This window comes from Alkalibacterium putridalgicola (assembly GCF_040959045.1).
GTDB classification, from domain to species: Bacteria; Bacillota; Bacilli; order Lactobacillales; family Carnobacteriaceae_A; genus Alkalibacterium; species Alkalibacterium putridalgicola.
Genome location: NZ_CP162615.1, coordinates 1,506,861 through 1,533,227, shown reverse-complemented (window position 1 = coordinate 1,533,227; position 26,367 = coordinate 1,506,861). Strand labels below are relative to the sequence as shown.

General features: G+C 43.3%; 27 protein-coding genes. 25 read left to right on the top strand and 2 right to left on the bottom strand.

Annotated elements, in window-relative coordinates:
• Positions 1–114: 114 nt before the first annotated feature.
• From AB4027_RS07210 to clpX, 16 genes are all read left to right on the top strand, one after another.
• Complete coding sequence (locus AB4027_RS07210) at positions 115–480, top strand: DUF2187 domain-containing protein (RefSeq protein WP_368644847.1); 366 nt, start codon at positions 115–117, stop codon at positions 478–480.
• Between the two features lie 201 nt (positions 481–681).
• Complete coding sequence (locus AB4027_RS07205) at positions 682–1,077, top strand: MarR family winged helix-turn-helix transcriptional regulator (RefSeq protein ID WP_091486151.1); 396 nt, start codon at positions 682–684, stop codon at positions 1,075–1,077.
• Positions 1,077–2,060: a beta-ketoacyl-ACP synthase III gene (locus tag AB4027_RS07200; protein WP_368644846.1), complete on the top strand. Its 984-nt coding sequence runs from the start codon at positions 1,077–1,079 to the stop codon at positions 2,058–2,060. Before AB4027_RS07205 ends, AB4027_RS07200 begins: the two co-directional genes overlap by 1 nt.
• A 32-nt stretch (positions 2,061–2,092) precedes the next feature.
• Positions 2,093–2,326 (top strand): acyl carrier protein, encoded by a 234-nt coding sequence (locus AB4027_RS07195; protein WP_091485801.1) that lies wholly within the window; start codon positions 2,093–2,095, stop codon positions 2,324–2,326.
• A 19-nt stretch (positions 2,327–2,345) separates the two neighbouring features.
• Positions 2,346–3,278 carry an enoyl-[acyl-carrier-protein] reductase FabK gene (gene fabK / locus AB4027_RS07190; RefSeq protein ID WP_368644845.1) on the top strand — a complete coding sequence of 311 codons (933 nt, stop codon included), beginning with the start codon at positions 2,346–2,348 and terminating at the stop codon, positions 3,276–3,278.
• A gap of 95 nt (positions 3,279–3,373) precedes the next feature.
• Complete coding sequence (gene fabD, locus AB4027_RS07185) at positions 3,374–4,306, top strand: ACP S-malonyltransferase (protein WP_368644844.1); 933 nt, start codon at positions 3,374–3,376, stop codon at positions 4,304–4,306.
• Positions 4,307–4,317: 11 nt separating this feature from the next.
• Positions 4,318–5,052 carry a 3-oxoacyl-[acyl-carrier-protein] reductase gene (gene fabG / locus AB4027_RS07180; protein ID WP_368644843.1) on the top strand — a complete coding sequence of 245 codons (735 nt, stop codon included), beginning with the start codon at positions 4,318–4,320 and terminating at the stop codon, positions 5,050–5,052.
• Positions 5,053–5,068: 16 nt separating this feature from the next.
• On the top strand, positions 5,069–6,313 hold the full coding sequence (gene fabF, locus AB4027_RS07175; RefSeq protein ID WP_091485789.1) for a beta-ketoacyl-ACP synthase II: 1,245 nt from the start codon (positions 5,069–5,071) through the stop codon (positions 6,311–6,313).
• Positions 6,310–6,801, top strand: a complete 492-nt coding sequence (gene accB, locus AB4027_RS07170; protein ID WP_091485787.1) for an acetyl-CoA carboxylase biotin carboxyl carrier protein — start codon at positions 6,310–6,312, stop codon at positions 6,799–6,801. Before fabF ends, accB begins: the two co-directional genes overlap by 4 nt.
• 21 nt (positions 6,802–6,822) lie before the next feature.
• Complete coding sequence (gene fabZ, locus AB4027_RS07165; protein ID WP_177170444.1) at positions 6,823–7,245, top strand: 3-hydroxyacyl-ACP dehydratase FabZ; 423 nt, start codon at positions 6,823–6,825, stop codon at positions 7,243–7,245.
• 39 nt (positions 7,246–7,284) lie between these two features.
• Complete coding sequence (accC, locus tag AB4027_RS07160) at positions 7,285–8,661, top strand: acetyl-CoA carboxylase biotin carboxylase subunit (RefSeq protein ID WP_368644842.1); 1,377 nt, start codon at positions 7,285–7,287, stop codon at positions 8,659–8,661.
• The gene (accD, locus tag AB4027_RS07155) at positions 8,658–9,527 is read left to right on the top strand and encodes an acetyl-CoA carboxylase, carboxyltransferase subunit beta (RefSeq protein ID WP_091485779.1); all 870 of its coding nucleotides are present in this window, start codon (positions 8,658–8,660) and stop codon (positions 9,525–9,527) included. Before accC ends, accD begins: the two co-directional genes overlap by 4 nt.
• A complete protein-coding gene (locus tag AB4027_RS07150) occupies positions 9,520–10,302 on the top strand; it encodes an acetyl-CoA carboxylase carboxyltransferase subunit alpha (protein WP_368644841.1) in 783 nt (260 codons plus the stop codon). The genes accD and AB4027_RS07150 overlap by 8 nt, the downstream gene beginning before the upstream one ends.
• A gap of 85 nt (positions 10,303–10,387) precedes the next feature.
• Positions 10,388–11,347: a hypothetical protein gene (locus tag AB4027_RS07145; protein WP_368644840.1), complete on the top strand. Its 960-nt coding sequence runs from the start codon at positions 10,388–10,390 to the stop codon at positions 11,345–11,347.
• A gap of 150 nt (positions 11,348–11,497) precedes the next feature.
• On the top strand, positions 11,498–12,808 hold the full coding sequence (gene tig, locus AB4027_RS07140) for a trigger factor (RefSeq protein WP_368644839.1): 1,311 nt from the start codon (positions 11,498–11,500) through the stop codon (positions 12,806–12,808).
• Positions 12,809–12,906: 98 nt separating this feature from the next.
• A complete protein-coding gene (clpX, locus tag AB4027_RS07135; RefSeq protein ID WP_091485768.1) occupies positions 12,907–14,160 on the top strand; it encodes an ATP-dependent Clp protease ATP-binding subunit ClpX in 1,254 nt (417 codons plus the stop codon).
• Positions 14,161–14,227: 67 nt separating this feature from the next.
• Here clpX and AB4027_RS07130 read toward each other — a convergent pair whose 3' ends face one another.
• Both AB4027_RS07130 and AB4027_RS07125 read right to left on the bottom strand, forming a co-directional pair.
• Positions 14,228–15,565: an NAD(P)/FAD-dependent oxidoreductase gene (locus tag AB4027_RS07130; RefSeq protein ID WP_368644838.1), complete on the bottom strand. Its 1,338-nt coding sequence runs from the start codon at positions 15,563–15,565 to the stop codon at positions 14,228–14,230.
• A gap of 214 nt (positions 15,566–15,779) precedes the next feature.
• Entirely contained in the window at positions 15,780–16,673 is an 894-nt protein-coding gene (locus AB4027_RS07125; protein ID WP_368644837.1) for a fructose bisphosphate aldolase, read from the bottom strand.
• A gap of 322 nt (positions 16,674–16,995) precedes the next feature.
• Between AB4027_RS07125 and yihA the strand changes: the two genes are divergently transcribed.
• The 9 genes from yihA to AB4027_RS07080 all read left to right on the top strand — a co-directional run bounded on the left by yihA (position 16,996) and on the right by AB4027_RS07080 (position 26,184).
• A complete protein-coding gene (gene yihA, locus AB4027_RS07120; protein ID WP_091485761.1) occupies positions 16,996–17,610 on the top strand; it encodes a ribosome biogenesis GTP-binding protein YihA/YsxC in 615 nt (204 codons plus the stop codon).
• A complete protein-coding gene (locus AB4027_RS07115; protein WP_368644836.1) occupies positions 17,607–18,734 on the top strand; it encodes a hypothetical protein in 1,128 nt (375 codons plus the stop codon). Before yihA ends, AB4027_RS07115 begins: the two co-directional genes overlap by 4 nt.
• A 122-nt stretch (positions 18,735–18,856) precedes the next feature.
• Positions 18,857–20,152 (top strand): GTPase ObgE, encoded by a 1,296-nt coding sequence (gene obgE, locus AB4027_RS07110; protein WP_091485756.1) that lies wholly within the window; start codon positions 18,857–18,859, stop codon positions 20,150–20,152.
• Positions 20,153–20,172: 20 nt separating this feature from the next.
• A complete protein-coding gene (gene rnz, locus AB4027_RS07105; RefSeq protein WP_368644835.1) occupies positions 20,173–21,111 on the top strand; it encodes a ribonuclease Z in 939 nt (312 codons plus the stop codon).
• A gap of 1 nt (position 21,112) precedes the next feature.
• Positions 21,113–21,904 (top strand): SDR family NAD(P)-dependent oxidoreductase, encoded by a 792-nt coding sequence (locus tag AB4027_RS07100; protein ID WP_368644834.1) that lies wholly within the window; start codon positions 21,113–21,115, stop codon positions 21,902–21,904.
• Positions 21,905–21,978: 74 nt separating this feature from the next.
• A complete protein-coding gene (locus AB4027_RS07095) occupies positions 21,979–22,335 on the top strand; it encodes a lipopolysaccharide assembly LapA domain-containing protein (protein WP_368644833.1) in 357 nt (118 codons plus the stop codon).
• A 29-nt stretch (positions 22,336–22,364) separates the two neighbouring features.
• Positions 22,365–23,228: a DegV family protein gene (locus tag AB4027_RS07090; protein WP_368644832.1), complete on the top strand. Its 864-nt coding sequence runs from the start codon at positions 22,365–22,367 to the stop codon at positions 23,226–23,228.
• Between the two features lie 104 nt (positions 23,229–23,332).
• Positions 23,333–25,639, top strand: coding sequence for a single-stranded-DNA-specific exonuclease RecJ (recJ, locus tag AB4027_RS07085; RefSeq protein WP_368644831.1), 2,307 nt, complete (start codon positions 23,333–23,335; stop codon positions 25,637–25,639).
• 32 nt (positions 25,640–25,671) lie between these two features.
• Positions 25,672–26,184, top strand: a complete 513-nt coding sequence (locus tag AB4027_RS07080) for an adenine phosphoribosyltransferase (RefSeq protein ID WP_091485740.1) — start codon at positions 25,672–25,674, stop codon at positions 26,182–26,184.
• The last annotated feature ends 183 nt before the right edge of the window (positions 26,185–26,367 follow it).

The following is a 26,367-nucleotide window of genomic DNA, read 5'->3' as shown; positions in this document are numbered from 1 at the left end:
TTCTTTTGATCCTTAATATCATCGGCCCGGAAGTGTTTAGTCGATAAACACTTTTTTTTATGGTATAATGGTTAAAGGTATATAAAAACTTTATGAAAGAATTGAGGGATGAAAGTGGCAAAAGTCGAAATAACCGCTGAAGTTCAAGAACTAGTGGAAACAGAACTTCGAAAAGGCGCCAGCAATTCCCGTATTGCTAATCTACTGGATTTGCCTTACAAAGAAGCAGTTGAAATCATAGATACGATCAAAGAAAATCTCCGACCAGATGTAGGGGATGAAATCATTTTTACTTTCCGTGAAGAACCGATGGAAGGCAAGATCGAAAAACTGCTGACGAACAGTGCAATAGTAAAAATCAACTGGACACATTCAGCTGAACGCATGCATGATTTAGTTGAAGAAAAAACAGTTGTCAATTTCAAAGATATCGAAGGATTCAAGAGTCAGATCAACGAAGATGACGAACAAGAAGAATAACTTTTCGATAAGCCATTATAGTGATGGCTTATTTTTTTGGAATCTTTTCTTGACAGCAGATGAAATCTGAGTTAGTATTTTGATTGTCAAATAGTTTGATGTTCAAACAATATTTGAAAGTTGAGATTTGGAGGGGTTGATGTGGATCAACGAATAAACGAAGTCAATGGATACTTGGTATCCATCTTCAATGATGTCCTTATGATCGAAGAACGTACTTTACAAATGAGTCAATTCAAAGATGTCTCAATCAAAGAAATGCATACGATAGATGCGATCGGCATGTATCAGGAACACACCACAAGTGAAGTCGCCAAAAAACTGGGGATCACAGTGGGGACCTTGACTGTTTCTGTCAACAACCTGGTAAGAAAAGGGTATGTTGATCGGGTGAGAAGCGAAACAGACCGCCGCGTCGTTCAACTGGCTTTGACTAAACGAGGTCGGCTGCTTTATCGTCTGCATGATAAATTCCATCGTGATATGGTAAAAGAAACGATCAATGAGATGGGTGAAAAAGAATCTGAAGTACTCATGCAAGGGTTGAAAAATCTACATGGGTACTTGGAGCGTACAAAGGAGCAGTTACCAGACTAATGAAAACCTTTGGAGTGACGATCCACTCAACAGGCAGATATGTTCCTGATAATGAGGTCTATAACGAGACGCTGACTCATTGGATGGAGACATCTGATGAATGGATCAGAAAAAGAACTGGGATCAAAAAAAGACACCTTTCAACAGGTGAGGATACAAGTGATTTATGTATCCGCGCCAGTCAGGCTGCTCTTTCGAAACAAAAAATAGATGTCAGTCAGATCGGTCTCGTCATTGTCGCAACCATGACGCCTGACAGTCAGTCGCCATCTGTTGCAAGTAAAGTTCAGGCAGCTATCAAAGCTGAGAATGCGGTCGCTTTTGACTTGAGTGCCGCCTGTTCAGGCTTTATCTACGGTTTGTCTGCAGCAGAAAAAATGCTGCGCCACATGGCCCATCCTTATGCACTTGTGATCGGCGGGGAAGTCATGTCAAAAACACTGGACTGGAGCGACCGAAAAACATCGGTCCTGTTCGGCGACGGAGCCGGAGCTGTTCTGTTAAAAAGAGATGGGGATACAGAGGCTTTCATTGCTGAAGATCTACACACAGACGGTGGAAAAGGGAGTGCCCTGGTCTCAGGAGAACAGGAAGTGACCAATCCCGTCTGTACAAGTGATGCTAAAAATGGTTTTCTGACGATGGACGGCCGGGCTATTTTCAACTTTGTAACTAAATCGATCCCAAAAAGTATCACGCAAGTAGTAAAAAAAGGATCGATTGACCTTGAGGAAGTGGATTTTTTCCTGCTTCATCAAGCCAATGCAAGAATTATAGAAATCGTTTCAAAGAAAATAGACAGACCATTATATAAATTTCCGATGAATATCGAAAATTACGGTAACACCTCTGCTGCCAGTTTACCTATCCTGCTGGACGAATCCATCGAAAACGGGACGATCAGACTGGGCAGTGGGCAAACAATCGTTTTAAGCGCGTTCGGCGGGGGATTGACCTGGGGAACGCTGTTAATAAAAATATAAAAATTCAAACAACATAAATGGAGGAAATTAAAATGACAACATTCGAACAAATACAGGAAATCATCGTGGATCAGTTAGACAAAGAAGAAAGCGAAGTACAATTGGATACAAACTTCAGAGATGAACTTGAAGCTGACAGCCTTGATCTGTTCCAGATCATCAACGATATCGAAGATGAATTTGACATCAAAATCGAATCTGAAGAAGGCTTGAACACTGTAAAAGATCTCGTTGATTACGTAGAAAAACAAAAAGAAGCAAAATAATTCTGGAAGGAGCTCCTAGATGAATCAATCATTAATAGAACAGATAGGGATCGATTATCCTATCATACAAGGAGCCATGTCTTGGGTAGCTACACCGAGTCTCGCAGCAGCCGTCTCTAATGCCGGTGGTTTAGGTATGCTGGGGTCAGGTCATGAGCCGAGCGAAGTGATAAGAAAAGCGATCAAAGAAACGAAAGAAATGACAGACAAGCCTTTTGGCGTCAACGTCTTACTCTTATCTCCATACGTGGATGATGTGGTGGATGTCGTGTGTGAGGAAAACATTAAAGTCGTCACCACAGGTGCAGGCACACCGGGTAAGTACATGAAACGATTTAAAGAAGCCGGAGTCACTGTTATTCCGGTCGTTGCCTCTGTAGCCTTGGCCCGCCGCATGGAAAAAGAAGGTGCGGATGCTATCATCTGCGAAGGAATGGAAGCCGGTGGTCATATCGGTAAACTGACAACGATGACCCTTGTTCCTCAAGTGGTCGATGCTGTAGATATTCCGGTCATTGCAGCTGGTGGCATAGCAGACGGACGTGGAATGGCAGCAGCAATGTTTCTTGGAGCTGCAGCTGTTCAGTTAGGCACCCGTTTTGTCGTTGCTCATGAAAGTATCGCACATGATACTTTCAAACAGCGTATCATCAAAGCCCGTGACATCGATACGGTCGTTACTGGACAGATCACCGGACATCCAGTAAGGGTCTTGAGAAATAAACTGACTAGAGAATATTTAAAAGTAGAAAAAGAAATGTCGAGTGATGAGAATCCTGACTTTTCCCGTCTTGAAGTACTGGCTAAAGGTGCTTTGAGAAAAGCGGTCGTTGAGGGAGATAAAGACGGCGGCTCATTCATGTCCGGTCAGATCGCTGGACTGGTCAAAAAAGAGCAGAGCTGTCATGACATCATTCAGGAACTAATGAGTGAATATGATGAACTGGTTTGACATCCGAGACTTTTTTAGACTATTACTTTGATTATCAAACTAATAACGAGTAAGCTTATCAGAATGAAGTTGACTAAAAGAACAGGAGCGATAGCTTGAAAACAGCGTTTTTATTCAGTGGACAAGGTGCACAGTATAATGAGATGGGGAAAGACTTCTATGATGAATTCAGTGAAGTCAGAGAAATCTTTGATTCAGCAAGCAGACAGCTGGATACGGACCTAGCTGAGATATGTTTCAATAGTGATGTCCGACTCAACGAAACACCTTTTACACAGCCTGCTATATTGACTGTCAGCTATGCGATCGAACACATCCTGAAAAAGTCTATGGACATTACGCCGGATGCTGTCGCTGGGTTGAGTTTAGGTGAGTATACAGCTCTGGTATCTTCTGGAGCTTTAAGTTTTGAAGAAGCGGTGCCGCTGGTGCACCAGCGCGGATCCTTGATGGAGAAAGCTGTCCCGGCTGATGAAGGGGCAATGGCTGCCATTCTTGGTCTGAAAGCTGAAACACTGATTCAGATATGTGACGAAGTATCCAAAGAGTCCTATGTGGCCATCGCCAACTTCAATACACCCGACCAACTGGTTATTTCCGGTAAGGCCGCAGGTGTTAAAAAAGCCATGGAAAAAGCAGTGGAAAGTGGAGCGAAAAGAGCCATCCCACTTAATGTGAGCGGACCTTTTCATACTGAGCTACTGGAGCCGGCAGGACAGGCCTTTTCAAAAAGCCTCGAAAAAGTCGATTTCAAGGCATTCACTGTCCCTGTGTATTCTAATGTGACGGCAGACGTTTATCCGGATACAGAAGCGATACAACTACTTCTGACCCGACAGATCTCTTCGCCGGTGAAGTTCGAACAGATGGTCAGCCAGATGATTTCTGATGGAGTGACGACCTTTATCGAAATAGGACCAGGAAAAACACTGCGTTCATTTGTTAAAAGCATCGATAAAAGTGTCGCAGTCAAGAACATAGAAAAAGTCAAACAAATAGATACGATCAGGAAAGTAATACAGTCTTAAAGGAGTCGAGTATGGACAATAAAAAAGTTGTTATTGTGACGGGGAGTTCAAGAGGTATAGGTAAAGCGATCGCGACCTTGTACTTAAAACAGGGACATACGGTCGTCGTCAATGGTCGAAGCGAGTTCACGCCTGAACTGATGGACTATTTTAACAGTCTCGGTGGCAAAGTCCACCCGATCGTTGGAGATATCAGTGATGAGTCGTTTGTCAAGCAGATGATAAAAGAAACGAAAAAAACACATAAGAGAATCGATGTCCTTGTGAATAACGCCGGACGTACCAAAGATAATCTGCTTATCCGCATGTCGGAAGAAGATTTTGATTCTACACTGACCGTCAACCTGAAAGGAACCTTCTTTACCGCAAGAGAAGCAGCAAAAGTCATGCTGAAACAGCGTTGCGGACATATCATCAATATTTCAAGCGTTGTCGGTACAGTCGGAAATGTCGGCCAGGCGAATTATGCAGCCAGTAAAGCTGGAGTCATCGGCTTCACTAAATCCATTGCTAAAGAACTAGCACCACGTGGAGTCGTTGCCAATGCGATCGCACCTGGATTTATAGAATCGGACATGACTGAGAGCTTAACGGATGCTATCAAGGAACAGGCTTTACAGTCCATACCACTTAAACGGCTGGGTACAGCAGAAGAAGTTGCGGAATTAGTGAACTTTTTGAGCGACCAGAAATACATCACCGGTCAAGTCCTGCACGTTGACGGTGGAATGGTCATGAATGGTTAAATCTAGGAGGATATAAATGGAAAGAGTTGTCGTTACTGGGCTAGGGGCTATTACTCCTTTAGGAAACTCAGTTGAAGAATTTTGGACAGGATTAAAGACTGGCAGGAACGGTATCGTTCCTTTAACTAAATTTGATGGAGAAGCCATTAATGTAAGTGTTGCCGGCGAAGTGAAAGATTTCGTGGCCAAGGAATTAATGGACAGAAAACTGGCTAAGCGAATGGATCCCTTCTCGCAGTATGGTGTCGCAGCGGCACTTGAAGCGATGAGAGACAGCGGTTTGGATGATTATGCATTCGATGCCGACCGTTTAGGCGTGATCGTAGGATCGGGTATAGGCGGATTGTCAGCAATGCAGAGTCAGATCATTAAAATGCATGAAAAGGGTCTCGACAGAGTCGAACCGCTTTTTGTGCCGAAAGCCATCGGAAACATGGTCGCCGGAAACATTTCTATAGCAACAGGCGCCAAAGGACCAAATTTATCCATCGTGACGGCATGTGCCTCAGGGAATAATTCCATTGGCGAAGCCTTCAGACAGATCAAACACGGCTATGCAGACTATATGCTGGCCGGCGGCTCGGAAGCCAGTGTGAATGAAATCGGCATGTCAGGTTTTGCCGCACTGAATGCCTTGTCAACAAGTGAAGATGTCAATGCTGCTTCAATACCTTTCGATAAAAACCGTCATGGTTTCGTCATGGGCGAAGGGGCAGGCGTGATCATTCTTGAGAGCCTGACCTCTGCTAAAGAACGGGGCGCACATATCTATGCCGAGATCGTCGGATACGGTGCAACGGGAGACAGCTTCCATATGACAGCTCCTACACCAGACGGCGAAGGAGCTGCTAAAGCGATGAAACTGGCAATGAAAGAGGCCGGAATCGAACCTGGTGAAGTTGGGTACATCAATGCGCATGGCACATCGACACCGGCAAACGACTCCGCTGAAACAAGTGCGATAAAAATGGCTCTTGGTGAAGCAGCGTCCAAAACGGTGGCTGTCTCAAGTACGAAGAGTATGACAGGTCACTTGTTAGGTGGAGCAGGCGCGATAGAGGCTATTGCAACTGTGATGTCTCTGCAGGAAAGCATCTTGCCTCCAACTATCAACACGAAAGAACTGGATGAAAACTGCGATCTGGATTATATCCTTGGAGAAGCCCGCGAAAAAGATTATCTGTTTGCCTTAAACAACTCTCTTGGTTTTGGCGGACATAATGCTGTGACCTGCTTTAAAAAATGGAGTGACTCTGAATGAACAACAAAGAAATAAAAGAACTGATCCATCTGATCGACCAGTCGAGCCTGATGCATTTTGAATTTGAGAATGCATCGGCTTCATTGACGCTCAGTAAGCGTGAATCAGGCGAAGACAGTCAGAAAATCGAATCATCCAGATCCGATGATCAGACTGCATTAACTAGACCGGAAAGCTCTATGCAGCAATCAGATAGAGTGGAAGTAGAAGCTGATTCAGTTGACGCAGTCAATGCAGAAGACGAACACTTTCATCTGATCAACTCACCGATCGTCGGTACGAGTTACCGGTCCAGTTCACCGGACTCTCCAGCTTTTATCAAAGTAGGAGATACCGTTGAAGAAGGACAGACGATTCTGATCATCGAAGCCATGAAAGTGATGAACGAGATCAAAAGTGATGTCCAGGGGACGGTAGAGGAAATACTTGTCGAAGACGGACAGGCCATCGAATTTGATCAGACCCTTGTAAAAATCAAAGCCAATTAAAAGGAGAATACAATGACAACAATGAATATTGCGGAGATTCAGGAACTGATCCCGAATCGTTATCCCATCTATTATATTGACAAAGTGACTGAACTGATTCCTGGAGAACATGTGACAGCGATCAAGAATGTCACGATCAACGAAGAATTTTTCCAAGGTCATTTCCCGGGAGACCCTGTCATGCCAGGTGTATTGATCGTGGAAAGTCTGGCTCAAGCCGGATCGATCCCGCTTTTGAAACTGGATCGCTTCAAATCTCAGACAGCTTATCTGGGCGGCCTGAACAAAGTCAAGTTCAGAAAAAAAGTCCAGCCGGGTGATGTCCTGGAACTTAAAGTGGACATCGTTAAGCTGAAAGACTATGCTGGTATCGGTAAAGGTGTTGCATATGTGGACGGCAAAAAAGTATGTGAAGCAGAACTGACATTCATTATCGGAAGATGATCTGTTTGACGCTTAAAAATGTATAAGGAAGGTATGTGCATGTTTCAAAAAATACTTATAGCCAATCGAGGAGAAATCGCTGTCCGGATCATTCGGGCATGTCAGGAAATGAATATAAAAACAGTGGCTGTATACTCAACGGCGGATAAGGATGCTCTTCATATGCAGCTGGCAGATGAAGCGGTGTGCATAGGCCCTTCTAAAGCAAACGAATCCTACTTGAATATACATAATATTCTAAGTGCAGCGGTTCTGACCGGCGCAGAAGCGATCCATCCTGGCTTTGGTTTTCTTTCGGAAAACAGTACGTTCGCGGCCATGTGTGAGGAAGTCAATGTCGCGTTCATCGGTCCGAAAAAAGAAGTCATCGATCAGATGGGCAACAAATCCAATGCACGGGATATGATGAAAAAAGCCGATGTCCCGGTCGTTCCGGGAAGTGATCATGCCATCACAGAATTCAAAGATGTCAAAGAAATGGTCGATGAGATCGGCATGCCCGTCATTATTAAAGCTGTAGCCGGAGGTGGCGGAAAAGGTATGCGGATGGTCTTTGAGGAAAAAGACCTTGAAGCGAAGTTCCTCCAGGCTCAGTCTGAATCGAAAGCGGCTTTTGATGATGACCGGATGTATGTCGAACGGATCATCACACCGGCGAAACATATCGAAGTACAGATATTAGCCGATCATTTTGGGAATGTCATCCATCTTGGTGAACGTGACTGTTCGCTGCAGCGGAATCATCAGAAAATACTGGAAGAAGCACCAAGTCCGACATTATCGGAAGAAACAAGGCAGCGTATTTGTCAGAGTGCTGTGGATGCAGCTGAAACAGTGGGGTATGAGAATGCGGGCACGATCGAATTCCTGGTGGATACGGATGAGAACTTCTATTTTATGGAAATGAACACCCGGATCCAAGTGGAACATCCGATCACTGAAATGATCACTGCTTTCGATATCGTTAAAGAGCAGATCAGGATCGCTTCCGGCGAACGTCTGTCCATCTCCCAGGACGATGTGACATTAACGGGACATGCGATCGAATGCCGGATCAATGCTGAAAATCCGTTGTTCAATTTCGCGCCGTCTCCAGGGAATATAGACTTTCTGAACATACCTTCGGGTGGCTTAGGGTTGCGTGTGGATACAGCGATGTTTGCCGGATCTGTGATCCCGCCGTACTATGATGCGATGGTAGCTAAAGTCATTACCCATGGCAACACGAGGGATGAAGCAATCAGTAAGATGAAACGTGCCTTGAATGAAATGGTGATCGAAGGGATCCAGACAAATCTGGACTTTCATATCGATCTGCTTCATGATGAGCACTTTAGAAACGGCCGATACACCACTGACACGCTTTCACAAGTCATTATTCCCGACTGGCTGAAAAGCAAGGAGGCTAATGGATGAGGTTATTCAAGAAACGGCCTTATATATCCCTGCAGAAGACCGAGGCACAGAATGGTCCTCAGGTACCGGACGGCATGTTTGAAAAATGCCCGAACTGTCAGAAACCGATCTATGTCAAATCATTAGGTAAAGCAAGACGGTGCCCGAACTGTCACTATACTTTTCGGATCAGTGCACAGGAAAGACTGGCCATCACGGTGGATGCTTCTTCATTCAATGAATGGGATACGGAAGTCACGACAGGTAATCCACTTGATTTTCCTGACTATGAAAATAAAATTGCCAAAATACAGATCAGAACGGGTCTGCGTGAAGCAGTGATGACGGGCGAAGCGCGTATAGGTGGACATGAAACGGCTATCGGCATCATGGATTCTCATTTCATTATGGGGAGCATGGGGCAGGCTGTCGGGGAGAAAATCACCCGCTTATTCGAACGAGCAGCTGAAAAAAATCTGCCGGTCGTGCTTTTTACCGCTTCAGGCGGAGCACGGATGCAGGAAGGGATCTTTTCTCTAATGCAGATGGCCAAGACGAGTGCAGCGATCAAACGCTTTTCCGATAAAGGGCTGTTTTATCTGACTGTACTTACCGACCCGACAACGGGCGGTGTAACGGCGAGCTTTGCCATGGAAGGCGATATCATTCTAGCTGAACCAGGTGCTCTCGTGGGATTTGCCGGCAAGCGTGTCATCGAACAGACGATCAAAGCTTCTTTGCCGGATGACTTTCAGCTAGCAGAAACAGTTATGAAAAACGGGTTTATCGATCAGATCGTCGAGAGAGAGAAACTCAAGCAAGTCATCACCGATCTTATCGATATGCATACCTATCCAACTGGAAAAGAAGGTGATCACGATGAGTAACGCAATGGATATCGTCAATCAGGCCCGCAGAACGGACCGGCTCAGCATGAAGGATATAACGACTGGATTAGTTGAAGGATTCATTGAGCTGCATGGTGACCGGCTCTATAAAGACGATGAAGCCATCATCGGTGGCATAGGTAAAATCAGCGGCATGCCGGTAACGGTCATCGGAAATGAGAAAGGGACGGACGTCAATGAAAGTGTCAGACGCAATTTCGGTTCCCCTCATCCCGAAGGCTACCGCAAGTCTTTAAGACTGATGAAGCAGGCTGAAAAATTCAATCGTCCCATCGTTAATTTCATCAACACATCCGGTGCTTACTGTGGTGTGGAAGCGGAAGAACGGGGACAGGGCGAAGCCATTGCCCACAATCTCTTTGAGATGAGCAATCTTAAGGTACCAGTTCTCTCCATCATCATGGGAGAAGGCGGGAGTGGTGGAGCGCTGGCTTTAGCTCTGGCAGATGAAGTGTGGATGATGGAATTTTCCATTTACTCTATCCTGTCTCCGGAAGGGTTTGCCTCTATCCTGTGGAAAGACGCCAAACGGTCATCTGAAGCAGCCGAGTTGATGAAGCTGACAAGTTACGATTTAAAAGAACTAGGGATCGTAGAAAAAGTCATCAATGAGAAAAATAATGATCAGTGGATCGACAAACAGCTGCTGATGAAACAGATGAAAAGTGACATCACAAAAAAACTGAATGAACTTGCAGCACTGCCAGTAGAGCACTTACTCGAAAACAGATATCAGAGATTCAGAAACTTTTAAGCAATGGGGCAGCACGATCCTGTTGCTTTTTTTTCGTCTCTTCTAGAATAAGATATGATACACTAGTTAAGAGGTGAGTGAAAACATGGGAGAACAGATAGAATTTCCAAAAAACTTCAATATGTATATGTCACAGGTCATGGAGCACTTAAGAAAAGGGAACGTCGTCGAGGCCATCGACTATATGAAAAAAGCTTACACCATCAAAGATGAAGACAGCTTGAATGTCCTGCTTGTCTCTTCGCTATTGCAGGCGGGCGAGTATGAAGAGGCACTGCGGCTGGCCGATGAGAAGAATGACTTTTATACATCCGATGAAAAAAGACTGCTGATTTACGTCGAGGTGCTGCTGGAAAATAACCAAATGCTCCAGGCAGAAAAACACATAAAAGAGCAGCTGGATAATCAGGCAGTCAAGTATGTCGATTCCTGGAATCGCCTGGACAGTCAGCTGGCTAAAATAAAAAGAGTGCAGGAAGAGAACAAACGAAAAGAAGAAGACAGGATCGTTAAGCAGCTCTTTTCCTTAGCATCGCTGAATACGCTTGAACAATTTGCTGCGATGAAAAACATCTACACTTTGCCGAATGCCAAACTGAAACAGCTCGCACCACAGCTACTGGTCAATCCTTATGTTCATCCGCTGGTCCGTGCGACCTTATTTTCTCTACTGGCAGAAAGGGGCGTGGATGGCTCTTATCCGTATCTCTGGTTTGGTGAGGTCAAAGAAGCGACCCCTAGCGAAACCTATCCCCTGGAGCAGCATCCGACTGCCAAAGCGATCGCTGCCGATCTGAACGAATGCCTGTCTCAAAATCCGTCGCTGTATCAGCTGGCTGAAAATGAGGTCGATACGGTCTTGTTGATGCTGTATCCGTTCGAGGCTGAAATCATTGCTCCGGGGGAAGAAAAAGCATGGGTCACGTCTTTAATCCGGATGATCGATCCGACTTTCGAATCTGCTGAAATGAATGAAAACGGAGATTCTGATCATATTTTAAGCTGGATCGAAAAAATCCATAGCGAATTGCTTAGATTTGAGTAACCACAGTTTACATCTGAGCTTAAATATTGTATGATATGTAAGTATGTTTAATAAATATGTGTAATAAAACGATCGTAACTGGAAAGAATTTTGTCCGGATACATCCTTTTATAACGTTTAAAATAAAAACAATGTCGGAGGTTAATAGTAATGGAAACAAATTTTGAAAAAACTGGGCCAACTACTGGTCGCTTAGAATTTACAATTGATCAGGAAACAGTTAAACAAGGGTTGGATAAAACCTTTAAAAAAGTTCAGAAAAACCTGAATGTCCCTGGTTTCCGTAAAGGACGTGTCCCTCGCCGTATCTTCAACCAAATGTATGGTGAAGCAGCATTATACGAAGATACATTAAATGATCTTTTACCTGATGCTTATTCTAAAGCACTCGATGAAGTGGATGTTGAACCAGTGGCTCAGCCCAATATCGATATCAAATCAGTAGGTAAAAATCAGGACTGGGAATTAGTTGCTGAATTGACATTGAAACCTGATGTTGAATTAGGTCAGTACAAAGACCTGGATGTTGCCAAACAAGATAGAGAAGTAACAGAAGAAGAAGTTGAAGAAAGCATTGAAAGACGTCGTCAAGGCATGGCAGAACTTGTCATTAAAGAAGACGCTGCAGAAGAAGGCGACACCGTCGTTATCGACTACAAAGGCTTTAAAGGCGAAGAAGCATTTGAAGGCGGCGAAGGTGAAAATCATTCACTGGAACTTGGATCAAATTCTTTCATTCCCGGATTTGAAGAGCAGTTAGTTGGCGTTAAAGCCGGTGACGAAAAAGAAGTCAATCTGACTTTCCCTGAAGAGTACCATTCAGATGAATTGGCTGGACAGGAAGCAACATTTAAAGTCAAAGTACATGAAGTCAAATCTAAAGAATTACCTGAATTAGATGATGAATTTGTTAAAGACTTGGACGAAGACGTTGAAACTGTGGATGAATTAAAAGAAAAAGCTCGCAAAGAGCTTGAAGAGCGTAAAGAAACAGCTGCAAATGATGCCCGCGACGATGAAGCAATCAGAAAAGCTGTAGAGAACGCAAAAATCGAAGAAATCCCACATGAAATGGCACACGAAGAAGTGCATCGTCAAATGGAAATGTTCCTGAACAACTTGAAACAGCAAGGTATCTCAGCGGACATGTACTATCAGATGACAGGTTCTACGGAAGCTGACCTGCATAAGCAGTTCGAAGGCGAAGCTGAATTCAACGTTCGCACAAACTTAGTGCTGGAAGCAATCGTTGAAGAAGAAAACCTTGAAGCGACTGAAGAAGACATGGAAAAAGAAATTTCCGAATTAGCTGAACAATATAATATGGACGTTGAGCAGGTACGTAATGTTCTTTCTCCACAACTTTTAAATAGAGATATCTCATTGAAAAAAGCCATTGATCTGATAACATCAACGGCTAATGAAACTTTAGAATCTAAAGAAGATTCTGACTCTGAATAATTTTTTAAATAAAATGGGGGATGCTGATAAAGCATTCCCGTTTTTCTTAATAGGAACAAAAAATCAAGGAACAAACTTGAAACGAGGTGACCAAAAAAATGTTTGATGATGAAGGACAAAACGGCAATATTTCATGTTCTTTTTGCGGAAAATCACAAGACCAAGTGAAGAAAATCGTCGCTGGTCCCGGAGTGTACATCTGTAATGAGTGTGTGGATCTCTGCCAGGAAATTATGGAAGAAGAGTTCAGTAAGCAATCGTTTGAAGGCGACATGACTGTACCCAAGCCATTTGAAATCAGAGAGATTTTAAATGAATACATTATTGGTCAGGAGTCTGCCAAGAAAACGTTATCTGTAGCCGTATATAATCATTATAAGCGTATCAACAGCATGGTTGATGCGGAGGACGATGATATCGAACTGCAGAAAAGCAATATCTGTCTGATCGGTCCGACTGGGTCTGGTAAGACCTATCTGGCTCAGACACTTGCCCGTTTATTGAATGTACCGTTTGCTATCGCAGATGCGACGAACTTGACGGAAGCTGGATATGTCGGTGAAGATGTCGAAAATATCCTGCTCAAACTCCTGCAGTCTGCTGATTATGATGTAGAAAGAGCTCAGCACGGCATCATTTACGTGGATGAAATCGATAAAATCGCGCGTAAATCAGAAAACGTCTCGATCACACGTGACGTGAGTGGTGAAGGGGTCCAGCAGGCGCTCTTGAAGATTTTAGAAGGCACGACAGCCAGCGTTCCTCCCCAGGGGGGACGTAAGCACCCGCATCAGGAACTGATCCAGATCGATACGACGAATATCCTATTTATCGTCGGTGGAGCTTTTGACGGTATCGAAACGATCGTTAAAAACCGTTTAGGTGATAAAGTCATCGGTTTCGGGGCGTCAACGCAACGTAAAGATGCTGAAGATAAAGGCAGCATCATGCAGCAGATCATTCCAGAGGATCTCCTGAAATATGGACTGATCCCAGAGTTTATTGGCCGTCTGCCGATCACTGCTGTTCTTGATAAGCTGGATGAAGATGATTTAGTCGAGATTCTGACTAAACCGAAGAATTCGCTCGTCAAGCAGTACAAAAAACTCCTTAAAATCGACGATGTCGACCTGGAATTTGAAGAAGATGCTTTGCGCAGCATAGGCAGAAAAGCAATCGAACGAGACACAGGCGCACGAGGTCTGCGCTCGATCATCGAGAGCATCATGATGGATATCATGTTCGAAGTACCGAGCCGATCAGAAATCAAGAAAGTCCGTATCACTGAAGAAACGGTCGAAACAAAGAAACATCCTGTTTTCTATAACGAAGACGGAGAAATGGTCAGTTAAGTGACTAGACTTTAACGAAAAAAGCCCTGCTTATCCGATTGACGGAGAAGCAGGGCTTTTTCATGTCTCAGCTGTAAAAATAGGATAAATCACTGGCAATGGTCGGGTAAGCAAACACAATGTCTGACAGCTCTTCAGTTTTCACTTTTTTATTTATAAGTATACTGAAGTAGTTGATCAGTTCATCTGCTTCGCTGTTCAGGCAAGTCGCTCCGACCAGCTGTCCGGATCCTTTCTCAGTGATGACCTTTGCTTTGGATACCGGTTCATTTTTTCTTGCGTAACTGAACCAGCTCGTTGCATCGATCTCTGAACATTCATACGTGTCGTCCGCTTCTGCTTCTTCTGCCGTCACACCGATCTGAGCCAGTTTCGGGCTCGTAAAGACGATGCTTGGGATAGTAGGGTAAACGAGGGGGGCATCATTCTTTCCTGTAAACTGAGAAACGATATAGCTGGCTTCCAGACTTGAAACGGGGGTCAGTTTAGGTTGTTTTTTAGATAAGACGTCTCCTATGGCATACACGGCTTGATTGCTCGTCTGGAGATAGTCGTTGACTATGATCCCCATTTTATCATAGTCGACCCCAGCTTTTTCCAGATTCAGTTTATCGACACTTGGCACGCGGCCAGTCGTGCCGAAAACCAGGTCTGTGCGGAGCGAAAAGTCGTTGTCTCCACTCAGCAGATACCCGTCCGCCTTGGTACTGATTTCAGTAACGTTGGTATCTAAATGAAAGGTGACACCTTTGGATTCCAGCTGATCCATGATTTCTTTTACAAATACCTGATCATATTCTTTAAGCGGTGTGGAGTTATGCTGGATCACATGCACCTTTGCTCCGGCAGCAGAAGCGATCGCCGCAAATTCAAAGGCGATATAACCAGCACCAATAAATGTGATGGTTTCCGGCATGTCAGCCAGAGACAGAAAGTCATCACTCGTGAGGAAATGTTCGTTTCCCCTGATATCTAAAATAAACGGGTGTGCACCTGTAGCAATAATGAAACGTTCAGCTTCCAGTACATCGTCATTGATTTGAAGAGAAGTTTCATCGATGAATGCAGCGGTACCGGTATAGACATCTGCACCGGCAGACTTCAGACTCTCTTTACTCTGTTCAGGTACAGGATCTGTGAAGGTCTTTTTGAACGCCATCAGATCCGGCCAGTGGACTGGAGGTGTATCGGTGACTCCTTTTCCTTTCATCTGTGCCGCCATGGTTTGAGCCTCTACTGCAGAAACGAGGACCTTTTTGGGGTCACAGCCGCGATTCGGACACGTTCCTCCCCAAAGGTCATTTTCAATGACAGCTACCTTTCTTTGAGTAGAAGCGAGCCCCGATGCGGCTGCCTTTCCGGCAACACCACTGCCGATCACAACGATATCATATGTCTTTTTCACCGTATCATCTCCTTGATTGTAGTTGAATGAAGGGTCTCCATGAAAAGCTAGGTTAGTCTTAAAAGCGTCCGATGTCTGATCGGATAGTAAGTTGTGTCTAGTATCTTAAACGTGTGATATTTGCGCAGAGACCTGATATGAAAAAGACACGAACTGTTAGTATTATATAGGGGAGATTGATCTTTCTCTCGACTAACTCTTTTAATTGAAACCCTTATTTTTTGTTGACAGACGCATCATAAATGGATTCGATTGCTTTTCTCAATGACTCATTGAATTCCTCATCGGACTGGTCGACACGCAGATCCTGTGTGAGTGCTCTTGAAAAGCTGGCGATCAGGCCTTCATTATGTCTGAGTTTTTCATTTGCTTCTTTCCGTGTATATCCGCCTGAGAGGGCAACGACTCGAACCACACGAGGGTGTTCGGTGGCTTCCTTATAGAGATTTGGTGTCTCTGGAAGTGTCAGTTTCAACATGACTTTTTCATCTTCAGCCAACTTATCAAGATGTTTCATGATCTCATCTTTTAAGATATTTTCGGCTTCTTCTTTTTCTTTACTGTGGATATTCACTTCCGGTTCAACGATAGGGACCAGGCCGGCATCGGTGATCTCTTTGGCAAATTTGAACTGCTGATCCACGATTTCTTTGATTCCTTCGGCATTTGCTTCATGTATCACTGAACGCATTTTTGTACCGAAGATATGACGTTCGTTGGCACGAACAAGCGTGTCTTTCAAGTTCGGGATAGGTTTCATCATCTGAACGCCTTTAGATTTTTCGGCTAGTCCATTGTCGACTTTAAGGAAAGGGGCGATCCCTTTTTCCTCCGCCAGATAATCCGCCGTATATTTTCCTTCTATTTTGCTGTCCATCGTCTGCTTGAACAGGATGGCACCCAAAATATGTTCCGAATCAAAGGCGGGGGCCGTGATGATCCGCGTTCTCATTTCATGGACAAGATCGAACATTTCGTCTTCAGTAGAATAGGCCTCTTCCATGACGCCGTATGCTGCAAGTGCTTTTGGTGTGCTGCCGCCACTCTGATCCAAAGCTGCTATAAAACCTTTACCATTTGAAACGTTATCAAAATGATTCTCTCTCATTATATCCGCTCCTTTAGAGTTTGTGTGTTCCTGTAAGTGATGAAAGAAAAATCTCCTAATCTCAGTTTATCACTAGTCATAAAAAACGTGTAGTAAAGCACATTATAGGTCGCATTTAGTCTATAGAGCTGACTGCTGTGGAGATGGCTTCCGGGTTTTAAGAAGAAACAGATCGGGTATAGAATAGCTCTGGATCGTCAAATGGTTTTTGACACTGTTTTGTAACAGAAAACATATTTGTCATTAATATTTAATATTTATCTTTATGTTTTTCGAAAATGTGGTATACTAACAAGTGATTTATTAAACGATTCAAGGAGAGATGACAATGAATAGCAATAAAATAGATTATGCTGAAATAACAATAAGTGCAGTTTCTCCTACTCAATATCCGGAAGATGGCTTACCAGAAATCGTATTAGCAGGACGTTCCAACGTCGGGAAATCTTCATTTATAAATACAATGGTCAATCGAAAAAAGCTTGCGCGAACTTCCGGAAAACCCGGGAAAACAAGAACTCTGAATTTTTTCAATATTGAAAACGAACTCTTCTTTGTAGATGTTCCCGGTTATGGCTATGCCAAAGCTTCTAATGCGGAGCAGGAAAAGTGGGGACGCATGATGGAAGATTACTTTTCCACTCGTGAAGAACTGGTGCTGGGGATACTGCTCGTCGATTTCAGACATGAACCTTCAGAACACGATATCTTGATGTATGATTTTTACAAACATTATGATGTGCCGGTGTTTGTTGTGGCTACAAAATCAGATAAAATTAAAAAATCTAAATACAACAAACATGAGAGTTTGATCAGAAAAACGCTTAAGATCAGTTCTGAGGACAAATTCTTCACGTTCTCTTCGTTTACAAGAGAAGGAAGACAAGAGGTCTGGGATGCTATTCTGGCACATATATCAAAGGATGAGAATGCATGAAGCTGATTATGTATGGTGTGAACCGGGATACTGTTTCTTCCGTTGACATTCATAAGTATGGACTGGATGAATCGCTGCGCATGCGTCATTTAAATGACATCAGTCGATTTGACGGGGTTTCTGAAATCGTTCTGGTCACTACAGATAATAGAAACGAATATTATTTATACATCGATGAACAGAGTTTCAGGCATGGTGACTTGCTGAGATATCTGTCTTCTCACACAGGGAAGTGTTTGGAAGAGATCATCCTGGAGACTTACAGTAAATTCAATAACGATGTGGTGAAGCATTTATTCACTTTGACTAGTGCTGCAAATGAACAGTCAGAGTCGGTGAATGTACTGGAACAGGCCTTATATGAGAGTAGTATCCAGGGAACAGCTGGGGACACACTGACCGGTCTGTTCAAGAAGGCCATAGAGTTCTCGCTTTCACTGTTTGATAACGAAACCTTATATCCGATCGTGAGCGGATATGAAACCAGGACTATTCAGTCACTAAAACAGTATTATCCCATAAAAGAGGATATGAATTTCCTTATAATAGGAAGCAATGACAGTATAAATCAGATAACCAAGTACATTATTGGAAAAACGAGTGCCTATTTGACCTTTCTGGAAAAGAATGAAAAGTCGAAAGCAATGGTAGCAAATATAAAAAAATGGATGAGCCTTACCAGTGACAGCCGATGGGAAAGCGAGATCCAGTCCGTTGAATTGAGTCAGCTGGTCTATCGTTTATCAAAAGCCGATATAGTGATCATAGGACCGTCTATTCAAAATGCCTGGCTTTCTGAAGAACTGCTGGATGATATGTTCGAAATGAGGCCGACAGCAAAGAAACAGCTGATCATAGATTTGTGCGGGTCTCAGGATGAAACACTCTTTTCTGATTATCCTGCCTTAAAGTATACTCAAATCGGTGACACTCCTGAGCAGGACTATTCCCTGGAGAAGATCGAAGAAGCCAGAACGTATTATGAGGAGTATTTAAGCAGTAAGACGAATGAATTCATGGAAATCTTCAATCGGAAAAATGAAGATAAAACCAGAGTATTGCCTTCGCGAGAGCCGGCCAGTCATAATGTCAGCTTTATCAAAAGAATAAGTTATAAAGTATAAGAAGAGTCAGCCGATGACTCTTCTTTTTTCGTAATAAATCCAATTAGATATCACCTGTCATTTAGTGTAAAATGAATAGATGGTAGAGAAGTGTTTTATAGAAAGAAGGGATATAAGTGTCTATGTTTTTGGATCAAGTTAAAGTTAATGTAAAAGCTGGTAATGGCGGAGACGGCATGGTAGCTTTCAGACGTGAAAAATATGTGCCTGACGGTGGACCCGCAGGTGGAGACGGTGGCGAAGGCGGAGATGTCATTTTCATCGTTGATGAAGGATTAAGAACGCTAATGGATTTCCGGTACAATCGTCATTTTAAAGCAGAACATGGTGAAAACGGTATGTCTAAAGGCATGCACGGTAGAGGAGCAAAAGATCTATTCGTTAAAGTTCCTCCCGGTACGATCGTTAAAGATGCGGTCACAGGAACGATGTATGCTGATTTGACGGAACATGATCAGAAAGCAGTGATTGCTAAAGGTGGACGCGGAGGCAGAGGCAACATCCGATTCGCTTCTCCAAGAAACCCTGCTCCGGAAATTGCTGAAAACGGCGAACCCGGGGAAGAAAAAGAAATCGAGCTGGAATTGAAAGTGTTGGCAGATGTCGGGCTTATAGGTTTCCCTTCCGTTGGGAAATCAACTCTATTATCAGTCGTGTCTGCAGCCCGTCCTAAAATAGGGGCTTACCACTTTACAACACTCGTTCCCAATCTTGGAATGGTCAAAACAGAAGACGGACGAAGCTTTGTCCTGGCAGATATGCCTGGATTGATTGAAGGAGCTTCTCAAGGTGTCGGCTTGGGCATTGAATTCCTGCGCCACATCGAGCGAACCCGTGTCCTTCTGCATGTGATCGATATGAGTGGAGTGGAAGGCAGAGACCCTGTCGAAGACTACTACACGATCAATCAGGAACTAGAAGAATATGATCTGAAACTGCGTGAAAGACCTCAGTTAGTGATCGCTAATAAAATGGATATGCCTGACTCGCAAGAGAATCTGGCGAACTTCAGAAAAGCTCTTGAGAAAGATGATCAGGATGTTGAGATATTCGAAGTTTCCGCCCTGACTCAAACAGGTCTTAACACTGTGATGTCAAGGACGGCAGAGCTGCTGGAAACCACACCTGAATTTCCTATGTATGAAGAAGAGACGGAGAAAGAAGAACGAGTCCTTTATAAATTCATACCTGAAAATAAAGAATATGCTATTACAAGAGAACCTGATGGTACATGGGTGATATCTGGTGATAAAGTCGAGAAACTTTATCAGATGACCAATTTCCAGTTCGATGAGTCTGTTATGCGATTTGCCCGTCAGCTAAGAGGGATGGGGATCGATCAGGCACTTAGAGATCGAGGTGCCCGTAATGGCGACACAGTCAGAATCGATAACTTTGAATTTGATTTTGTAGAATAAAGAAAGTAAAGGAATGTTTTATGGAATTATTATTTTTAGGTACCGGGTCAGGCGTTCCAGCGAAACACAGAAATTTGTCAAGCATTGTACTGAAACTGCTTGATGAAAGAAACAGTATGTGGCTGTTTGACTGCGGAGAATCTTCGCAGCATCAGATCCTGAACACAACGGTCAAACCACGGAAAATCGATAAGATATTTATCACGCATATGCATGGTGATCATATCTTTGGTTTGCCGGGACTTTTAAGCAGCCGTGCGTTCCAGGGGGGAGACACCCCGTTAACGATATATGGACCTAAGGGGATAAAACAGTACGTAACCATGACGTTAAAGTTGTCCCAGTCTGGTTTGAGATACGGTATACGCTTTGTTGAGATCGAAAAGGATGGCGTATTGTTTGAGGATGAACAGTTTGTTGTTACAACTAAGCGATTGCATCATGGTATACCATCCTATGGATACCGGATCGTCGAAAAGGACCGCGAAGGTGAACTCATGGCAGATAAACTGCATGAGATAGGTGTGCCTTTTGGTCCCTTGTTCGGCCGGCTGAAAAAAGGTGAAACGATCACTTTGGATAATGGGCAGGAAATCAGTGGCAAAGACTTTATCGGGGCCAAGCAAAAAGGGCGCATCGTCACTATTCTTGGAGATACTAAGTACAGTGAAAGCAGTATCGAACTGGCTCAAAATGCTGATGTTCTTGTACATGAAAGTACGTTCATGCATAAAGATAAAGATCTGGCACACAGTTACAATCATTCGACTAATCTCGAAGCAGTCACAGTTGCTCAAAAGGCCGGAGCAACTAAACTTCTGTTGACGCATATCAGTGCACGCTATCTTTATGCTGAAAGTAAACTGATGGAGAAAGCTGCACAGGAGAAGTTTCCAAATGCCTTTGTCATGAACGATTTAACAGAAGTTTCTATTCCACTAAAAAGAGAAGAGGGATGAGATGCGTTCATTAAAAGATAAAACAGTATGGATAACAGGAGCATCTTCAGGTATAGGAGAGGCGCTTGCTTATGGGCTGGCTGAAGAAGGTGCCATCCTCATACTTAGTGCCAGAAGAAAAGAAGAGCTGGAACGTGTGAAACAGGAATGTGTCAGGAGATACGACGCTCAGGTGATCGTCTGTCCGCTGGATGTTTCAGACAGAAACGAGATCGATCGTGTGATGGACATCCTTTATTCAAAACTGGATAAGATCGATGTACTGATCAACAATGCAGGGTATGGACATACTGAGAACTTTATCGATTATGATTTTTCCAAGGTCGAAAATATGTTCAAAGTCAATGTACTGGGACTGATGTATATGTCACAGCAGGTTGCCGGTAAAATGGCAGACCGCCGTTCCGGTCATATCATCAACATTGCTTCGATCGCCGGAAAAATCGCTACACCCAAGTCTGCAGTCTATTCATCTTCCAAGTTTGCAGTGATCGGTTTCAGTGATGCATTGAGACTGGAACTCCGTAAACACAACATTAAAGTGACGACCATCAATCCGGGACCAGTGGATACAGCTTTCTTTGATACATTCGATCCTGAAGGAAGTTATCTGGAACGAGTGGAACCGTTCGTGCTGACACCTGAAAAAGTAGCAGAAAAGACGATTGCTGTTATTGGAACGAACAAGAGAGAAGTCAATATACCGAAACTGCTGGAAGTATCTTCCAAATTCTATTCTCTCTTTCCTGTTCTGGGCGATTTTTTTGTCGAGCACGTATTCGATAAAAAGTAATATATATCAATGTAATATCTGAAAAATATGTGTTATTCTTATGTATATAAAGTGGTGTATTGGAGGAGAACGAAATGAAAAAACAATGGAGTATGGTTGGTGCTATCATATTGTTTTTAGGGGTCGCTATTCTATCTGTGTTAAATGTTGACCCTGTACCTGTTAATTTCGGATTTGCTGTCGTGGAATGGCCATTGATCGTCATAATATTCGTATCCGTATTACTTGGAGCACTGATCGCAACCTTGCTGTCTACTTACAAAGCATTCAAGGATCAGCGTAAAAACAAACACAAAAACTCAACTGATAAGACAGATGCCAGTGAGGGGCCAGGACTAAGAACGACACGTTCAGATAAGAGTGTCAAGGATAAACCGAATAGCGATGAGCCTGATTCAAAGTCCAAGTCACAGGATGATGACTTAGTGTAAAGCTGAAAATTATGGTAGGGGGAATAAGCATGAATGAAAATAAAATTGCTATCTTAACTGATTCAGGGTCTGATGTACCTCAAGAAATCAAAGAAAAGTATGATGTGAAAGTCATTCCGCTGAAAATCATTTTCAGTGATGGGGAATATATCGACAAAAAAACCATCACAGCTCAGGAAGTTTATGATCGCATGGAAGAGGAAATTCCAAAAACGTCGTTGCCTGATGGTGAAATGATCAAAGAAATGTTTGATGAAATCAAAGCTGAGGGCTATGAAAAAGTGGTTGCCGTGACTATTTCAAGTGGCTTAAGTGGAACGAATAACATGGTAAGAGTCGTTGCCGAACAATATGAAGGTCTTGATATCTTCGTGCTGGATACGAAAAATATTGGTATTGGCTCTGGGTTTTCTGTAGCCGAAGCTGCCATACAGTCCAACAGCGGAGTCGAATGGGAAACACTCAAAACGAACCTTAAAGAAGGTGTAGACAAGGCGAAAATCTTTTTCCATGTCCCTACACTTGAATATCTCCAAAAAGGTGGAAGAATCGGACTTGTTCAGTCTATTGTCGGAAGTATGATGAATCTGAAACCTATTATTACGTGTAATGACGAAGGCATTTATCATACTGTCGCTAAAGTCAGAGGAAAGTCTAAATCAGTGAAGAAAACACTTGAGCTCGTACAGGAATTTGCTGAAGGGTCTCAAAAATATCATTTAGCTATCGCTTACGGTGGGGAATCCGCACGTGAAGAGTCTGAAGCGATCAGGGAAGAAATGAAAGAGTTATTACCGTACTACGAACATTTTTACTATGATCAGGTCAGCCCTGCTTTAGGTGTCCATACTGGTCCTGGACTAATCGGTATCGGGGTACAGATTCTCGATTGATCAGTCTGAAAATAGAAATGTTTCAAGACACAATGAAGTCTATTCTTTATTGTGTCTTTTTTTTGTTATAATATAAGTCTGTGAGTAATACGAGGAGTGACAGAATGCAAAATAAAAAAACTGTATGGAAATTGAATAAACAGATAGACGAAGCAAAACGTGATCAGCTGGCATCAGAACTTGGTCGATCAAAAACATTCGCAGAGCTGTGCTTGAAAAGAGGCTTGGAGACGAAAGAGGCGGTCGAACAGTTTATTACCCCCAGTATGGATCTGATCGGAGACCCTTTTTTATTTTATGATATGGAAAAAGCAGTAGAGCGGATAATGGCTGCTGTGGAAAGTCATGAGCAGATAACTGTTTATGGTGATTATGATGCCGATGGCGTAACGAGTACGGCCATTCTTTATGAAGCCATCGAACTGCTCGGGGGACAAGTCGATTATTTTATTCCCAACCGATTCAAAGAAGGCTATGGTCCGAATGTCGAAGCATTTGATCAGTTAATTGATAATGGAACACACTTGATCGTGACCGTGGATAACGGTGTATCTGGTCATGAGGCTATTTCACATGCTCGGTCCAGAGGCGTGGATGTCATTGTGACGGATCACCACGAATGTCCGGATGTTCTCCCGGAGGCCTATGCGGTCATACATCCTAGACATCCGGAACAACATTATACAACACCGGACCTCTCCGGAGCGGGAGTCAGTATGAAAATGGCACAGGCTCTGCTTGGTGAAAATTCAATGGAGTTTCTTGAACTGGCAGCTATCGGAACGATTGCAGATCTGGTTTCATTGACCGGAGAAAACAGAGCGATCGCCTACTATGGTCTGAAAGTCCTGCAGCAGACGCAGCGTCTGGGATTGATCACTTTGATGCAGGCCAGTAATATCAAACCTGATTCAGTGGATGAAGAAACAGTAGGTTTTCAGCTGGCTCCCCCCATCAATGCGGTGGGACGATTAGGGGATGCCTCGTTGGTGGTAGACTTGTTGACCACCTTTGATGAAGAAAAAGCCGTTAAACTGAGTCATGAGATCCTGGCAAAAAATGATGAGCGGAAAGCTATTGTCGAGGCGATCACTGAAGAAGCGATGATCATGGCTGAAGATAAAAAAAATCAGTCCCTGATGGTTCTGGCAAAGAAAAACTGGCATGAAGGTGTGTTGGGGATCGTTGCAAGTAAGATCACTGAGAAATTCCATAAACCCGTGCTCGTTCTGACAGTCAATGAATCTGAAAATAAAATAAAAGGTTCCGGCAGGAGTATTGAAGGGTTCAATCTTTATGAGTGCGTTAATGACTTCAGGGATAAACTTCAAAGTTTTGGCGGGCACGAAATGGCCTGCGGTCTCAGCCTGGATCGAAGCTACTTGTCAGAATTCACAGAAGAAGTCAACAAAAAAGCGGAACAGCTGTCAGGTTCACTTAAAAGTGAAAAAACGTTTCATATCGCAACTGAAATCGACTGGAGAGATATCGATACACAAACTATCGAAGACATCGAGCAGCTGAAACCGTTCGGACAGGATAACACGAAACCACTGGTGAAAATCGGGTCAGTTTTTCCTGAAAATACAAAAAAAATCGGCGCGAATCAGACGCATTTCAAAGCCACTTTACAAAAAGACGATAGCCAGCTGGACATGATCGCCTTTAACAGCGCAGACTGGTCTGACATCCTGAAGTCCTCGCCGGAAATCGATATCATCGGTTACTTGTCGATAAATGAATGGAACGGATTCAGAAAAGTACAGCTTCAGGCTCTCGACTACAAGTCAAAAGAACCCTTGATCATTGATCAGCGGAAAAGTGCCATTCAGGACAAGATGTTTAAAGCATCGAATGTTCATTTCATCTTTTTCCAGAAAGCTATTGCCGCACAATGGACGCCACGTATCGATAGTGGGTCCACTCATCAAATCGCAGACAGTGAATCAGAATTAAAAGAAATTCCTTCCGGGACGCCGATCATCATCGTGGATACCCCAGAAGATGTTGAACATTTCAAATCGATTTATCAGACATATCAGTCACATCCGATCTACCTCTATTTTCATTCGCCTAATGACTATTATCTGAAAGGGATGCCCAAAAAACAGCATTTTCAGAAATTATACAAGTGGTTGATGAAAAAGCAGGAAGTCGTTCTGTCTAAAGACACGAAACACATGGTGAAAAGTATGAATTTAGATAAAGATACATTAAAATTCATGTTAATGGTGTTTTTAGAGAACGAATTTGTTACAATGGAAGATGGGAAGTTGAGTTTAGTGTCGAATCCGAGTAAAAAACAGCTGGAAGATACGCTGACTTATAAAAAAAGGCTGAAGCAGATAGAAGCAGAAGAAGTACTTGTCTACAGTTCTTTTAAAGAGTTGCTTGCTTACCTGAAAAAATAATGATGAACGATTCAAATGATGGAGGAAGACAAATGGATTTTAAGAAATATATTGCGGATGTTCCTGATTTTCCGGAAAAAGGTATCATATTTAGAGATATTTCACCATTGATGGCAGATGGGGAAGCCTATAAGGCCGCAACGGATAAAATCGTTGAATATGCTAAAGACAAAGGCGTTGAAATGATCGTAGGTCCTGAAGCAAGAGGCTTTATCGTAGGATGTCCAGTAGCTTATGAGCTGGAAATTGGTTTCTCACCCTGCCGTAAAAAAGGGAAGCTGCCAAGAGAAACGATCGAAGTAAACTACGGTCTTGAATACGGTACCGATGTTTTGCAATTACACAAAGACTCTATTAAACCTGGTCAGAAAGTGCTGATCACAGATGATCTTCTCGCAACTGGTGGGACCATCGCTGCTACGATCGAACTCGTAGAGAAACTTGGAGGCGTCGTCGTTGGTGCAGCATTCTTTATTGAATTGGAAGAGCTTAGAGGCCGAGACAAAATCAAAGGTTACGATATCTTCACCTTGATGAAGTATTAATAGACATTCTGAAATCTGCAGGTAAAGACCACGAGGGTGGTTTTTACCTGTTTTTTTTATTTAAGCATAGTAAGGGGAAAGAGGTCTTAAAGAAGGCTTAGAGTTAGAGTCTGAACCTAAAAAGCTTCAGCTTTTCAGCTGATTCGGTAAGTACGATTTGGGTTACGAAAAGAACTTGCCGAA

What these genes read in the sequence shown, in the direction of transcription:
- fabF (WP_091485789.1), top strand. Translation starts at nt 5,069, where the DNA reads ATGGAAAGAGTTGTCGTTACTGGGCTAGGGGCTATTACTCCTTTAGGA.
- AB4027_RS07095 (WP_368644833.1), top strand. Translation starts at nt 21,979, where the DNA reads ATGAAAAAACAATGGAGTATGGTTGGTGCTATCATATTGTTTTTAGGG.
- AB4027_RS07090 (WP_368644832.1), top strand. Translation starts at nt 22,365, where the DNA reads ATGAATGAAAATAAAATTGCTATCTTAACTGATTCAGGGTCTGATGTA.
- AB4027_RS07150 (WP_368644841.1), top strand. Translation starts at nt 9,520, where the DNA reads ATGAGTAACGCAATGGATATCGTCAATCAGGCCCGCAGAACGGACCGG.
- AB4027_RS07080 (WP_091485740.1), top strand. Translation starts at nt 25,672, where the DNA reads ATGGATTTTAAGAAATATATTGCGGATGTTCCTGATTTTCCGGAAAAA.
- fabZ (WP_177170444.1), top strand. Translation starts at nt 6,823, where the DNA reads ATGAATATTGCGGAGATTCAGGAACTGATCCCGAATCGTTATCCCATC.
- obgE (WP_091485756.1), top strand. Translation starts at nt 18,857, where the DNA reads ATGTTTTTGGATCAAGTTAAAGTTAATGTAAAAGCTGGTAATGGCGGA.
- fabK (WP_368644845.1), top strand. Translation starts at nt 2,346, where the DNA reads ATGAATCAATCATTAATAGAACAGATAGGGATCGATTATCCTATCATA.
- tig (WP_368644839.1), top strand. Translation starts at nt 11,498, where the DNA reads ATGGAAACAAATTTTGAAAAAACTGGGCCAACTACTGGTCGCTTAGAA.
- accB (WP_091485787.1), top strand. Translation starts at nt 6,310, where the DNA reads ATGAACAACAAAGAAATAAAAGAACTGATCCATCTGATCGACCAGTCG.
- AB4027_RS07145 (WP_368644840.1), top strand. Translation starts at nt 10,388, where the DNA reads ATGGGAGAACAGATAGAATTTCCAAAAAACTTCAATATGTATATGTCA.
- AB4027_RS07205 (WP_091486151.1), top strand. Translation starts at nt 682, where the DNA reads ATGATCGAAGAACGTACTTTACAAATGAGTCAATTCAAAGATGTCTCA.
- clpX (WP_091485768.1), top strand. Translation starts at nt 12,907, where the DNA reads ATGTTTGATGATGAAGGACAAAACGGCAATATTTCATGTTCTTTTTGC.
- AB4027_RS07100 (WP_368644834.1), top strand. Translation starts at nt 21,113, where the DNA reads ATGCGTTCATTAAAAGATAAAACAGTATGGATAACAGGAGCATCTTCA.
- accD (WP_091485779.1), top strand. Translation starts at nt 8,658, where the DNA reads ATGAGGTTATTCAAGAAACGGCCTTATATATCCCTGCAGAAGACCGAG.
- AB4027_RS07195 (WP_091485801.1), top strand. Translation starts at nt 2,093, where the DNA reads ATGACAACATTCGAACAAATACAGGAAATCATCGTGGATCAGTTAGAC.
- accC (WP_368644842.1), top strand. Translation starts at nt 7,285, where the DNA reads ATGTTTCAAAAAATACTTATAGCCAATCGAGGAGAAATCGCTGTCCGG.
- fabG (WP_368644843.1), top strand. Translation starts at nt 4,318, where the DNA reads ATGGACAATAAAAAAGTTGTTATTGTGACGGGGAGTTCAAGAGGTATA.
- AB4027_RS07125 (WP_368644837.1), bottom strand. Translation starts at nt 16,673, where the DNA reads ATGAGAGAGAATCATTTTGATAACGTTTCAAATGGTAAAGGTTTTATA.
- recJ (WP_368644831.1), top strand. Translation starts at nt 23,333, where the DNA reads ATGCAAAATAAAAAAACTGTATGGAAATTGAATAAACAGATAGACGAA.
- AB4027_RS07115 (WP_368644836.1), top strand. Translation starts at nt 17,607, where the DNA reads ATGAAGCTGATTATGTATGGTGTGAACCGGGATACTGTTTCTTCCGTT.
- rnz (WP_368644835.1), top strand. Translation starts at nt 20,173, where the DNA reads ATGGAATTATTATTTTTAGGTACCGGGTCAGGCGTTCCAGCGAAACAC.
- yihA (WP_091485761.1), top strand. Translation starts at nt 16,996, where the DNA reads ATGACAATGAATAGCAATAAAATAGATTATGCTGAAATAACAATAAGT.
- AB4027_RS07200 (WP_368644846.1), top strand. Translation starts at nt 1,077, where the DNA reads ATGAAAACCTTTGGAGTGACGATCCACTCAACAGGCAGATATGTTCCT.